Source organism: Streptomyces sp. NPDC057682, from assembly GCF_042799575.1.
GTDB lineage: Bacteria > Actinomycetota > Actinomycetes > Streptomycetales > Streptomycetaceae > Streptomyces.
Genome location: NZ_JBHVIN010000003.1, coordinates 64268 through 77230, shown reverse-complemented (window position 1 = coordinate 77230; position 12963 = coordinate 64268). Strand labels below are relative to the sequence as shown.

Here is a 12963-nt window from a genome sequence, read left to right as displayed (position 1 = left end):
CGGGTCGCGCGGCATTCCCTCGCTTCCGGAGCACCTGCCGGGGCACGGCCGGGGTGTCAGGGGCGGGCGTGGCGCCATTCGTAGCGACGTACCGCGTCGAGGCAGTGCTCCTCTTCCAGGGAGCCGCGCCGCAGCGGACCCAGAAGGCGTGCCGCTTCCACGCAGCGCACGTTGTCGTGGACGGCGAGTCCGTGGACGGCAGTCAGCTGGACCAGACGGTCCGCGTCGCCCAGCGCAGCCGCCAGGACGTCGCCGAGGGCGGGATCGTCGTCCCTGGCCTGGGCAAGGGTGCTGCAGGCAGCCCTCCGAACCACGGCGTCGGGGTCAGCAGTCAGCCGTACCAGCGCCTCGCGGGCATCGTCGGACAGGGCCGGCGGCGACGACCACTCACCGAGTCCCTGCGCCACCGCACGCCGTACCCGGGCATCGGGGTGGCCGGCATGGGGGAGGAGAGCCGCCTCCGCCCGGGAGTCGATGTGTTCACCGAGAGCGACCAGAATCTCGGTGAGCACGGAGACATCCGTTTCCTCGGCCGACCAGTCGGTGAACACGTCCAGAGCGGGACCGGCGAACGCGTCCTCGTCGCTGTCGTCGAACAGATGGGTCAGCCGGAGCACTTCGGCACCGAACAACCGCCGGGACGGATCCGGGTCGGTCCGCAGGGCCGCGGCAGCCGTCCAGGTCGTCTCGTCGCCCCGGCTGCCCAACAGGATGGTGACACTGTTCCACGTCGCGTGGTTCTCCTGGCCGGCGTGGGCCAGCGCCCGGACCGCCAGCTCCTCGAACGAGGTCCGGGCCCCGATCAGGTCCTCGACGAACGTGAGGATCGCCCCGTGGCCGTCTCGCACGGTGGCACCGCCGAGGGTGAACGCGTCGACACTGCTGTACTCGTCGTCCTGAACCCGCGTACGGACGAGGGCATCCCGCGATCCCGTACGGCGTCGAAGTTCTGCCTCGGTCCCGGTCTCGTGCCAGCGGCGTGCGAGGTCCCGCGCCTCCAGGAGCTCGGCCTCGGGGTACCCGCGCGCATTCCCTTGATCCAGGAGTGTCTCGAACAGGGCGGGCGAACCCGAGTCGACCCCCTCGCTCAGGGAGATGAGGTCCTCGGGCCTGCCGCGGTCGGCGTCCGCACCGTACTGGAGCAGCAGTTGGGCGATGTGCCCGGCGTGCATCCGGACGGCCAGGCAGAACGCGGCGTCCAGATCGTCGGGGTCGCTCTGCTCGTGGAGAAGGGTCCTCACCAGGTCGGCGTCTCCGGTCCGGACCGCGGAGATCACGGCACACTCGCCGCCCACGGCGTTGCTCGTGCCCGCGCTCGTGTCCACACCCATGTCGCGACTCCCCCCCCAGGCGTTCTCGCACCGCAGTGTAGATCTCGGTCAGGAGCACGTCGGGGGCCGCACGACCGGTGCGGCGACGTGGCGGCGCAGGTCGGGGTGGCTCAGGAGGCTCGGCACCTTCACCCGCGGGGCCGTTGACCACCATCGCCGCCCGTATCGTCCCCTCACATGGACCTGCATGAATACCTGCGCCGCTCCGCGCTCGCGGTCGAGCGATTCGTGCCGCGCATCGGCCCCACGTACAGGGAGATGATCCTCACCGCCGCACGGGCCGGTGCCTGGGACATCGCGATTCCGGACCTCGTCGGAGCGCTGTCGGAGGAGGACGTGGGGATCACCACGGCGCAGAAGCAGGAACTCCGGCTGCTCATGGTCCGGACGGGGGCGCCGCTGACCGCTTGGGAAGCGATCCGCGTCACTGGGCGCCGTTCGACCTGATCCCGGGATCCGGCGGAGGGGCCACGACGTCGTCGACGGCCCTTGTGCACGGCCCTTGTGCTCAGGCCGGGCCCGGTCGCCGCGCCGGCGCTTGCACGCCGCCTCCGCCATCCGGTTCGGCGGGCACGGGCCGCCCACCGCTCGATCCGTTCCCGGTCAGCCCGACAGGGCCTTTTCGAGGAGTGTGAACGACTTCGGCGTCCCGCCCGGCTGCGGTTTGCCGTCCTTGCGGCCGACGACGCGGTAACCGGCGTCCAGGTAGTACGCGGTGAGGGGCTCGTTGCCCGCCAGGCAGTCCAGGCGCACCAAGGTCCGGCCGGTCTCGGCGATGCGGTCCTCGGCGGCGTGCAGGAGGCGGCGCCCCGTTCCGGGCGGGACAGTGGCGTGGTCGACCATCAGCCGGTGCACGTATCCGGCAGACAGTGACTGCGGGCCCCAGGCGTCCTCGTCCTGCCACCACAGTTCCCAGGCCCCGACGGCTCTGCCGCCGGACTCCGCGAGCCATACCTCTCCGGTTTCCATGATCTGGCGGAAGTGATCGGGGCCCAGCTCGCCGGGCTGCCACTGGCCGGTGACTCCCCGGGCGAGCAGTCGGCGGGCGGCGTCGTCGCGCAGCCGTACGAGGGAAGCGAGGTCGGTGTCACGGGCTGGGCGGAAGCGCAGCTCGTGGAGGCGCGGGTGCGGGGTGTTCACGAGGTGATCGTCGCACGGGTGTACGGGCCCGGGTGCGGGAAGCGTGGGTTGCCTTCCCGCACCCCGGTCGTGTCAGGCCGAGCCGTTCGGGGCGATGACGGAGAACGCGCCGCCCTGGGGGTCGGCGAGGACGGCCATGCGGCCGGCGACCATGTCGAAGGCGGGGGCCAGGACGGTGGCCCCCGCGCGGACGGCGGCTGCCTGGATGTCGTCGACGCTGTCGACGTTGAAGTACGGCTGCCAGTGCGGGGAGACGCCGGGCGGCATGGTGCTCATGTCCATCATTCCGCCCACCGCGCGCCCGTCGACCTGGAACTCGATGTAGCCCTCGGCACCCTCCATCTCGGAGCGTGCCGTCGTGACCGGCAGGACGGCGGAGTAGAACGCGGAGGCCGCCGCCGGGTCGGGCGTGGCCAGCTCGCTCCAGATCAGCGCGCCGTGCTCGTTGACGATGGCCGCGCCGCCGAAGGTACCGGGCTGCCAGAGGCCGAGGACGGCGCCCGCCGGATCGGCGATCACGGCCATCCGGCCGAGGTCCATGACGTCCATCGGGGCGACGACGACCTGGCCGCCCGCGTCGGCGACGGCGGTGGTGGTGGCGTCGAGGTCGTCCGTCGAGAGGTACGTCGTCCACGCCGTCGGCGGCATCGGATCCGGGACGGTGCCGTCGGGGTTCATCGCCTTCATGATCCCGGCGACCGCCTTGCCCTTGAGGGTGCAGACGGTGTAGCCGCCCTGTTCGGGCGGACCGACCTCGCCCTGCCAGCCGAAGAGGTCGCAGTAGAAGTCGATGGCGGCCTGCTGGTCGGGAACCATCAGGTCGATCCAGCAGGGGGTGCCGGGCTTGTAGGGGCTGTTCATTTCGGGCACGGATGCCTCCGGGAGGCGCTCGGGGACGGACGGGCCGTCCTTACCCGCACCGCGCGCGAGCGGAATCGACCCGAACGGGTGATCGGCACCCGACCCCTGTGCCTCGGCCCGAGATTCCCGGCACGGCCGGACCCGATGCGTACGCGATGACCACCGCGTGGGCCCCGTCCCGCGCGCCGGGCTCGGCGGGCACGCTGCGGGAGGGCGGTGGGCGTCCGGCCCAGGGCCGCCGGGAAAGGGACCGCCTTGCCGGCAGCGACCACCCGTACGGCCTCCGCGATCCGGGGGACGGGGCGCCGTTTCTGGACGGAGCCGCCGCCCCCGACGCCGATGGCAGCGGTGATGTAGTCGTCGTTCTCGAAGGTGGTGATGACGACGGCCTTCGACGGTTCGACAGCCCGACGACCTCTCTCCACGCCCCGGACACGCCAAACGACCTCGCCCCACGCCCCGGACCCATCCAAGTACCTCGGCAACCGCTCGCGGCGCGTCGACGCCACCACTGCGCCCGCCTGTTCGCCGGACCATCACGGCAGGCGAGCAGAACGAGCCGCCACCCCGTGCGGCAGGCTGGGTCCATGCCGAACGAAGCCCCGGAACCGACGCACCCTCACCACGTGCCCGGCGAACCGCCGGCCGGTACCCCACCAGGGGCTCCCGACCCGGCAGGCGATCCCTTCCCCGGCCCGCTCGCTCCGCCCCTTCGGGTTCCGGCAGGGCTGGTCGTCCTCGTCGGCCCGCCCGCGTCGGGCAAGACCAGCTTCGTCCGGGCCCTGATCGCGCGTCGGCAGATCGACGCGGCAGCCGTGGTGTCGAGCGACGAGATCCGCGCGGAACTCTTCGGCAGCGCCTCACCCGCCGAAGCGGAGTCCGACGCGGCGGACGCACGGATCTTCGAGGAACGAGACCGCAGGATCGTCGCCAGGCTCGCCGCCGGCCTCACCGCGATCGCCGAGTCGACCAACGTCACGCCCCGGGCGCGCGCACGGCTCGTCGCCCTCGCCAGACGCTTCGACGCCCCGGTCACCATGCTGCGATTCGACCCCGATGTCACCGACCTCCTCCACCGGCACGCCGCAAGAAACCGTTCGGATCTCACCGCCGCCGACGTCCGTGCCTACGCTGCCCTCATGTCCCGGTACGCCGGAGCCGACCGGCTCCGCTCCGAGGGCGCGACCACCGTTCACGATGTTCCCGGACGCCTCCGAGCGACCACACCCGCGGAAGCCGCCGCCCGCTTCTCGTTCGCCCGCCGCACCCCACCACCGCCCGGCCTGTCCAGCCGGTCGGGCTCCGGAAGGCGACCGGGCGTGTGAGCCGACTGGTCCGGGCGCAGCACCCAGGAGACGTCGCCGGCCCGGCCGTGGGGCCGGCACAACACGGTGCGGGAGACCGGCCGTCTTCCCGGTGGCCATCCTGAGAGCGTACCGCGTACGGGACCGTGAACCGTGAACCGTTACCTGAGGGCCCGACGAACGGCCTGCGCCCGCGAGGTGCGCGCCGCTCCGAGCACGCGTATCTGAGTAGGCGTACTCATGCGCATCCCGTGCCCCGCAGGAAAGCTCTGCCCATGACAACGGGTAGAGGACCACTGATAGCCCTGCACCTGTTCCTCGTCTGGGCGACGATGACGCCCATCCTGTCGATGCTCGGCTTCGCGCTCGTGCTGGCGGCATGGGACGGCGGTGCCGCCGACACCGTGCCCGTACTCGCTCTGGGCGTGCCTCTGGCGATCGGCCTGCTGACCCTGACCGGTCTGCCGGTGGCCGACCTGTGCCCGATGTGCGGCTCCGCCTCGCAGCGGTGGGGCTGGGCGGTGCTGGTCTTCGTCCTCGGCACGCCCGGGTTGCTCGCCGGCCTGGCCGCGTACGACCAGCATGTCAGTCTGGGCAGCGCCGGCACGCGTGTCGCTCTGACCGGCGTGCCCTACGTGGTCGCCGCCGCCCTCTTCGTACCGAGTCGGCCGGTGCGCCTCGGAGCGCTGGCCTCGCTGGTCGCGGCGGTGGTCTACGCGGCAACGGCCGTACCGGCCATCGGTTCGTAGGCACGGCCGGCGTCTCGTCGCGCACCCGCCACGGCGTCACCTTCCGCTGACCGGCGCACCTCGCGGGCGCCCCCTCGGCCGTCCCGCCCCACGGCCTTCTCCGGCCCGCGCGACCGCCCGGTCACGGCCGATGGCCGGCCACTGCGCGAGGATGACCGCATGACGCAGACCGACAGCCCGCTTCCTCGTCACGTAGCCGACGCATACGTCGACGCCCTCATCGAACTCGACCCGATCACCGGCACGTTCCTCGGCGTACCGGAGAGCTCCGGCCGCCTGCAGGACACCTCGCCGGCCGGCGCGGACGCGCTCGCGGCCCTCGCGCGGGACACCCTGGCGCGCCTCGGCGAGGCCGAGCGCCTGCCCGGCGCCGGGAGCGGGGCCGAGCGACGCTGCGCGCGCCTGTTGCGCGAACGCCTCACCGCCGAACTCGCGGTCCACGAGGCGGGCGAACACCTGCGCGCCGTGGGCAACATGGCCACGCCCCCGCACTTCGTCCGCGACGTGTTCACGGCGACACCGACCCGGACCGAGGAGGACTGGAAGGCTGTCGTCGAGCGTCTGAGGGCCGTGCCCCGGGCGCTGGCCGGCTATCGCGAGTGCCTCGCCCTCGGCCTGGAACGCAAGCTGTACGCGGGCCCCCGCCGCACCGCCGCGTTCGCCGGACAGCTCGATGAATGGGTCGACACCGACGGCCGAGGGAACGGCTGGTTCGAGGAGTTCGCGGCCGACGGCCCCGACGCGCTGCGCGACGAGCTGGACGGGGCGGCCCACGCCGCCACCGCCGCCGTCGCCCAACTGCGCGACTGGATCCGTGCGGTGTACGAACCCGCCGTCCAGCACGCACCGGACACCGTCGGCCGCGAGCGCTACGCCCGCTGGGCCCGCTACTACAACGGCACCGACCTCGACCTCGACGAGGCGTACGCCTATGGCTGGTCGGAGTTCCACCGCCTGCTCGCCGAGATGCGCGCCGAGGCCGAACGCGTCGTCCCCGGTGCGGAGACCCCGTGGACCGCCCTGGCCCGGCTCGGCGAGCACGGCCGGCACATCGAGGGCGAGGACGCGGTCCGCGACTGGCTCCAGAATCTGATGGACGAGGCGATCACCGCCCTCGACGGCACGCACTTCGAACTCGCCGACCGGATACGCCGCGTCGAGTCCCGCATCGCACCTTCCGGAGGCGGCGGAGGCCCGTACTACACCCCTCCCTCGGAGGACTTCTCCCGGCCCGGCCGCACCTGGCTGCCCACCATGGGACAGACCCGCTTCCCGGTGTACGACCTCGTCTCGACCTGGTACCACGAGGGCGTCCCCGGCCACCACCTCCAGCTCGCCCAGTGGATCCACGTCGCGGGAGACCTCTCCCGCTACCAGGCGACCGTCGGCATCGTCAGCGCCAACATCGAAGGCTGGGCCCTCTACGCCGAGCGTCTGATGGACGAACTGGGCTTCCTCTCCGACGCGGAGGAACGACTCGGCTACCTCGACGCGCAGATGATGCGGGCACTCCGGGTGATCGTCGACATCGGCATGCACCTGGGGCTGAACATCCCGGACGACTCCCCTTTCCGTCCGGGCGAGCGGTGGACGCCCGGCCTCGCCCAGGAGTTCATCGGCGCACACAGCAGCCGCCCGGCGGACTACGTGGAGAGCCAGCTCATCCGCTACCTGACCATGCCGGGGCAGGCGATCGGCTACAAACTCGGAGAACGGGCCTGGCTGCTCGGCCGCGAACGAGCCGAGCAACTCCGGGGCGAGTCCTTCGACCTGAAGGCCTGGCACATGGCCGCCCTCTCCCAGGGCTCGCTGGGACTGGACGACCTCGTCGACGAACTCTCCCGCCTCTGACCACCCGGCCCGCCCCGGTCGCCCCGGCGGGGGCGGGCCGCTGAAGCGGCTCCGCGCGCAACAGAATCTGACGGATCGGCACGGGGCGCGTCCCTCTGGCCAAAGTCCCGCGCGCGGCATTGACTTGCCCGGACACGGCAACGGCAGCAAGGGACATCGACGTGCGCGCACGGGGCATCAACTACGACACAGGGTTCCTCCCGGGCGAAGGAATCTCCCGCAAGAACTTCACCGCCGAGACGGTCCGGCACGACATGGCGGTGATCTCCGGAGAGCTCCACTGCGACGCCGTACGAATCTCGGGACGAGAACCCGAACGGCTGAGCATCGCCGCACGGCATGCCGCGGACGCGGATCTCGAGATCTGGTTCGCCCCCTTCCCCGTGGACCTGCCGCACGACCGGCTGCTCCCGTTCTTCGCCGACTGCGCCGCCCGGGCCGAGGCCGTTCGGGCGGCCGGCGCCGACGTGGTGTTCGTCGCCGGCTGCGAGATCAGCGCGTTCTGCGGCGGATTCATCCCGGGTGACACCTACGGCGACCGTCTGCGGGCCATGGCCGACGCCGACATGGAGTGGTGGACCTCCCTCGGACCGGTGCAGGAACGCCTCAACGACTTCCTCGCCCAGACCGCCGCGACCGTCCGCAGGCACTTCGGCGGGCGGATCACGTACGCCTCGGCCCCCTGGGAGTTCGTCGACTGGGATCCCTTCGACTTCGTCGGCATCGATGCCTACCGGGCCTCCTACAACGCCGACGGCTTCCGTGACGAGCTGCGCGGGCACCTCGCCCACGGCAAGCCCGTCGCGGTCACGGAGTACGGAACCTGCGCGTACCGGGGCGCGGGAGAACGCGGTGGCATGGCGTGGCAGGTGCCGCACGGAGCGATCCCCGACGAGGACGAGCAGGTGCGCTACCTCACCGAACTGCTGGACGTCTTCGAGGACGAAGGCGTCGACACCGCACTCTGGTTCACCTTCGCCGGCTACAGCAGACCCGGGGAGCACGACCTCGGCTCCTACGGTGTCGTCAGGATGCTCGACGAGACGCGCTGGGAACCGAAGAAGGTGTTCCACTCGATGGCCGCCCGGTATCGACGCGGCTGACACTCCGGAACTCCGGCCCCCGGCAGCGCCGGCACCCCCGACAGGGCCTGTGTCGCGTGTCACATCCGGCCCATGTCACGTTCAGGCCGCCTGCTCCCATCTGGTGGGCGTCGGCGAGCGTGCAGGAGGAGGACGGAACCATGAACACACGGCACCGGAACTTCTGGAGGGCATGGGCGCGCGGTTCGTGCGCGGCTGGGTGACGGCGGTGGACCCCGAGCGAGGACCGTCAGGATCGACGGCGAGCGGATCCTGCACTACGACACCCTGGTGTACGGGCTGGGGTGGGCGGATTCCGGCCCGACGGATTCCAGCCCGCCCAGCAACTTCCCTTGATCCACTGATCGGATAACGTTATGATCTCTGGCAGCATCGCGTGTCGGTCACCGGCTGGGTGAGACATGGAGGTGTCGGGACATGCCCACGGAGGCATTCCTTGTCAGTCGAGTTGAATCACACGATCGTTCATGCCCGGGACAACCGGGAGTCCGCCGACTTCTTCGCGGACCTTCTCAACCTTGAGATCACCGCCGAGTGGGGTCCGTTCATCGCAGTGGGCCTGAGCAACGGCGTCACGCTGGACTTCGCCACCGTCCCCGCGGACAGCATCACCCCCCAGCACTACGCCTTCCTCATCTCCGAGGACGAGTTCGACGCGGCGTACGCGCAGATCAGAAGCCGAGGCATCGAGCACTACGCCGACCCGCAGAAGAAGCAGCCCGGCGCCGTCAACCACAACGACGGCGGTCGCGGCGTGTACTTCATGGACCCGGCGGGTCACGCCATGGAACTCATCACCGTTCCGTACGGCGGCTGGACCTCGTAACCGCAAGCATCGCCGAGGACCGCGCCCCGTTCCGAGGGGCGGTCCTCGGCCGCTGCCTGCGTCCTATGCGGCGGCAACCTGTGGAGTCCGTTCCCGCGCCCCGCCGCGGCACGCCGTAGTGCATCACCGCGTCCGACGTCGATGAGGTCACCCCATGGCCAAGACGCCTGCCGCTGACCCGAGTTGCACCCAAGCGCCCTCCCCGTGCCCTTCCAGCGCATCCCTCATCCCCTATTCCCAGGAGTAGCACTTGTCACCTGACCCGACGACCCTTCACCCTTTGCCCGCGCACGACAGGGTGGTGTTCCTCAAGCCGTTGATCACCGCGCCGAACATCGTCGTGGGCGAGTACACGTACTACGACGATCCCGAGGAGGCAACGGAGTTCGAGAGCCGCAACGTCCTCTACGCCTACGGGCCCGAGCGCCTGGTCATCGGCAGGTACTGCGCGCTCGCCACGGGGATCCGATTCCTGATGGCCGGCGCCGAGCATCCGGCGATGGGCGCGTCCACGTACCCGTTCACCATGTTCGGCGGCCGGTGGGCCGAGGAGACCCTGGACATCGTCACCTCCATGCCCAGCCGCGGCGACACGGTCGTCGGCAACGACGTCTGGTTCGGCTACGGGGCGACCGTCATGCCGGGCGTACGGATCGGCGACGGCGCCATCATCGCGGCGGGCGCCGTGGTCACCACCGACGTCCCGCCGTACACGATCGTCGGCGGCAACCCGGCTCGCCCGATCCGGCAGCGCTTCGACGACGCCGACATCGAACGGTTGCGGCGCGCCGCCTGGTGGGACTGGCCCTCCGACCTCGTCACCGAGCACGCCCGCACCATCATGGCCGGAACACCGGCCGACATCGCCCGGATCGCAGCCGATCACGGCGTGGAGAAGCCCTTGTGATCCGAGGGGCTCCTGTGCGGCATCCGCGGCCCGGGATGGCGACGGGAGTCGGCGTGAACGGACGTGAGGATGCCGGTGCGGGCACGCGGTTCTGGTGCTCGTTGCGGGCCGTTGGCTGTTTCGGGCAGCGGCAGCGACAGGGGTTCGGCTGTATCGCCTTGAACCGGCTCATGTGCCGGCGGTGGATGCTCCTCGCCCTTGTTGCCCTCGTTGGGTGAGCGAGCGGGCTGCTCGTTCCGTCCCGGCATCCGGTGCGGCGCTGCGGCATCCTCACGCGGGCGGCAGTCCCAGCACGGTGCGGCTTTCGCCCACCAGGCGCAGCGAACCGAGGACGACGACCAGGCCGCCGGTCCCGGCGTGTTCGGCGGCCCGGCGCAGGGCGGATGAGGTGTCGTCGGCGGTCAGGCACGGCCCCCGGCGGGTCGGCGAGAGCTGGTCGTACAACGCGGCGCGTTCCGCGGCCTGGTGGGAGGCGGTGCGTGTGAGGACCAGCGGCCAGTGGGAGGGGAGCGGGGCGAGCATGCCGGAGACGTCCTTGTCGTTCATCGAGGCGAAGACCAGTACGGGCGGGGTCGCGTGGTCGCCGGTCCGGGCGTGTCGCAGGATCTCCGGGGCGACGGTGGCAACGCCTTGCGGGTTGGTGGCACCTTCGAGCAGGACGCGGCCCGTCCAGTGGTCCAGCCGGGCGGGATCGATGAGTTCCAGGCGACCGGGCCAGCGGGTGGCCGCCAGCCGGGCGCGGAGCCGGGCACCGTCGGGCTCGCGGATGTGGCCGCGTTGGGCCATCGCGTCCACGGCGGCGATGGCGGTGGCGAGGTTGTGATGCTGATGGGCGCCGGACAGCGGGCAGGGCAGGCCGCGGTGGACGGCGCGGGGGGTGGTGACGTCCACGAGTGTGCCGGTGCCGCAGTCGGAGGCGCGGGCGGTGTAGTGGATGTCGCGGTCCATGCGCCACACGGTCAGCCCGGCCCGTTCCCGCAGGACCTGCTCGGCGCCGGCGGTGGCCTCGGGGGCCAGACGCCCGAGGACGACGTGGTCCCCGTCCTGCGTGGCCGCGACCTTGGCTCGGGCGATCTCGTCCAGGGAACCACCGAGCAGCCGGGTGTGGTCGAGTCCGATGCCGGTGACGACCTTGACGTCCAGGCCGAGCTCCGCGGCCGCTGCCCTGCTGCCGCCGATGCTCGCCTCGGCCACCGCCAGGTCGACGCCCGCCCGCCGGAAATGCACGGCCGCGGTGGCCGCGAAGATGCCTTGGGCCAGCACGGGCAGCCCGTGTCGCTTGATCGCGTGCCAGACCTCGGCGAACGCCTCGGTGTACTCCGCGCGCGTCACCGGAACCCCGTCGATCCGGATGCGTTCCCTCGGTTCCTGCAGATGAGGGCTGGGCATGCTCCCGACCCGAGCGCCGGCCGCCGTCACCGCCGCGACGGCGAAGGCGCAGGTCGACCCCTTGCCGTTCGTCCCGACCACCAGCATCCCGCGCAGCGACCGTTCGGGCCGGCCCAGCGCCTCCAGCAGCAGCGGCACGTTCTTCTGGCGGACCGTCCGGGTCAGCCTGTGGGGATTCTTGTGCACCGTGGCGAGGAGCTCTGTGCATCGTTGGTAGTCCACGCAACAAATCCTGCCACTCCCAGCAATAGTGCAGGTGCAGAGAGTGACCTTCCGATGGAGTGGGGCAGGCAGATTCGCAGTCGAGGGCAATGAGCCTCGGGCCTCGGGGAACATCAGTGCAGCGGTGATGCCCCACCTCGCCCACTGAAGTCGCCGCAACAGAACCACCCCCGCGCGGCGAGGTAAGCCGGCCAGGCCGATCGTCAGGAAGGGGAGGGTGATGAGGTCTTCCAGGGCAGGCGGCCAGTCGGGGTGGGTGGGGTGACGTGGGGAATGTGCTGGAAGGGGCTGATCCCGAGCGCCCGGTCAGGGAGCCAGTATGTTCAAATGACTCTGGCCAGAGCGTTGTTGTGTGGATCGAACGTGCCGTCGTGCGAAGGAGATCGTGTGTTCCCCAACGGGTCATTCGAACAGGGAAAGCCGCACCCGGCGCGGGTCTACGACAGCCTCCTCGGCGGCAAGGACAACTACCCCGTGGACCAAGCCGTCGCGGAGGGCATCGCCCAGCGCTGGCCGGAGATCCAGCGGAGCGCACAGCAGAACCGGGCATGGATGGCGCGCGCAGTACGGCACATGGTGAAAGAGGGCGGTGTCACGCAGTTCCTGGACATCGGCACGGGCATCCCCACCCGGCCCAACCTGCACGAGATCGCTCAAGGCATGGTGCCCTCGGCCCGGATCGTCTACGTGGACAACGACCCCGTGGTTCTGAGGCATGCCGAGGCGCTGCTCACCCCGATGTCACCAGAGGGCCGCTCGACCTATCTGCAAGCCGATCTGCGTGACCCGCGCGCGGTACTGGACTCGCCCGAGGTGACCGAGACACTCGACATGACACGTCCGGTGGGCCTGGTCCTCGCTGCGATCCTGCACTTCCTCGACGAGGACGAGGACCCGGCGGGCATCCTGCGGGTGCTCGTGGACGCTCTTCCGGCCGGCTCGTATGTCGCGTTGTCCCATGCCTGCGGTGACGCGGATCCCGTCAGGGCGGCGGAGGCATCGGACTTCTACCGGCAGAACAAAGTCTCCAAGCCCGTGGTGCTGCGTACGCAGAAGCAGATCGAGGAGTTCTTCACGGGACTGGAACTGCTGGAACCGGGCGTAGTGACCGTCGATCGCTGGCGCCCGGACGCATCGGTGTCCGAGGGGCCCGACGACATGGGGTTCCGTGGCGGCCTGGGCCTCAAGCACGGAACTGCCTGAGGGGTGGAAGGCGTCGCCGACCGACTTTTGGGACTGTTGGGGCCTGTGATGTTGGTGGCACCGGGACCCGAGCGCGG

General features: G+C 70.9%; 12 protein-coding genes and 1 pseudogene. 9 read left to right on the top strand and 4 right to left on the bottom strand.

The features are described from left to right. Nucleotides 1-56: 56 nt before the first annotated feature. The gene (locus ACFVDM_RS05605; protein ID WP_383633705.1) at nt 57-1331 is read right to left on the bottom strand and encodes a HEAT repeat domain-containing protein; all 1275 of its coding nucleotides are present in this window, start codon (nt 1329-1331) and stop codon (nt 57-59) included. A 177-nt stretch (nt 1332-1508) separates the two neighbouring features. Here ACFVDM_RS05605 and ACFVDM_RS05600 point away from each other — a divergent pair, with 177 nt between their 5' ends. After that, nucleotides 1509-1778, top strand: a complete 270-nt coding sequence (locus ACFVDM_RS05600) for a DUF6189 family protein (protein WP_383633703.1) — start codon at nt 1509-1511, stop codon at nt 1776-1778. 156 nt (nt 1779-1934) lie between these two features. Here ACFVDM_RS05600 and ACFVDM_RS05595 read toward each other — a convergent pair whose 3' ends face one another. Both ACFVDM_RS05595 and ACFVDM_RS05590 read right to left on the bottom strand, forming a co-directional pair. After that, the gene (locus ACFVDM_RS05595) at nt 1935-2471 is read right to left on the bottom strand and encodes a GNAT family N-acetyltransferase (RefSeq protein ID WP_383633701.1); all 537 of its coding nucleotides are present in this window, start codon (nt 2469-2471) and stop codon (nt 1935-1937) included. A 72-nt stretch (nt 2472-2543) separates the two neighbouring features. After that, nucleotides 2544-3332, bottom strand: coding sequence for a VOC family protein (locus ACFVDM_RS05590; protein WP_383634444.1), 789 nt, complete (start codon nt 3330-3332; stop codon nt 2544-2546). A gap of 626 nt (nt 3333-3958) precedes the next feature. Between ACFVDM_RS05590 and ACFVDM_RS05585 the strand changes: the two genes are divergently transcribed. From ACFVDM_RS05585 to ACFVDM_RS05555, 7 genes and pseudogenes are all read left to right on the top strand, one after another. Next, nucleotides 3959-4657 (top strand): AAA family ATPase, encoded by a 699-nt coding sequence (locus ACFVDM_RS05585; RefSeq protein WP_383633698.1) that lies wholly within the window; start codon nt 3959-3961, stop codon nt 4655-4657. Nucleotides 4658-4911: 254 nt separating this feature from the next. After that, nucleotides 4912-5385, top strand: coding sequence for a hypothetical protein (locus ACFVDM_RS05580; protein WP_383633695.1), 474 nt, complete (start codon nt 4912-4914; stop codon nt 5383-5385). A gap of 159 nt (nt 5386-5544) precedes the next feature. Next, complete coding sequence (locus tag ACFVDM_RS05575; protein WP_383633692.1) at nt 5545-7236, top strand: DUF885 domain-containing protein; 1692 nt, start codon at nt 5545-5547, stop codon at nt 7234-7236. 161 nt (nt 7237-7397) lie between these two features. Further along, nucleotides 7398-8339: a hypothetical protein gene (locus ACFVDM_RS05570; RefSeq protein ID WP_383633689.1), complete on the top strand. Its 942-nt coding sequence runs from the start codon at nt 7398-7400 to the stop codon at nt 8337-8339. Between the two features lie 49 nt (nt 8340-8388). Next, nucleotides 8389-8624, top strand: a pseudogene (locus ACFVDM_RS05565) (hypothetical protein); the annotation flags it as partial. A 151-nt stretch (nt 8625-8775) separates the two neighbouring features. Continuing rightward, a complete protein-coding gene (locus ACFVDM_RS05560; protein WP_383633686.1) occupies nt 8776-9165 on the top strand; it encodes a VOC family protein in 390 nt (129 codons plus the stop codon). A 250-nt stretch (nt 9166-9415) separates the two neighbouring features. Continuing rightward, nucleotides 9416-10072, top strand: a complete 657-nt coding sequence (locus tag ACFVDM_RS05555; RefSeq protein WP_383633683.1) for a CatB-related O-acetyltransferase — start codon at nt 9416-9418, stop codon at nt 10070-10072. A 270-nt stretch (nt 10073-10342) separates the two neighbouring features. Here the strand turns inward: ACFVDM_RS05555 and ACFVDM_RS05550 are convergent, their stop codons facing one another. After that, a complete protein-coding gene (locus ACFVDM_RS05550; protein WP_383633680.1) occupies nt 10343-11683 on the bottom strand; it encodes a bifunctional folylpolyglutamate synthase/dihydrofolate synthase in 1341 nt (446 codons plus the stop codon). Nucleotides 11684-12070: 387 nt separating this feature from the next. Between ACFVDM_RS05550 and ACFVDM_RS05545 the strand changes: the two genes are divergently transcribed. Continuing rightward, nucleotides 12071-12886: an SAM-dependent methyltransferase gene (locus tag ACFVDM_RS05545; protein WP_383633677.1), complete on the top strand. Its 816-nt coding sequence runs from the start codon at nt 12071-12073 to the stop codon at nt 12884-12886. The last annotated feature ends 77 nt before the right edge of the window (nt 12887-12963 follow it).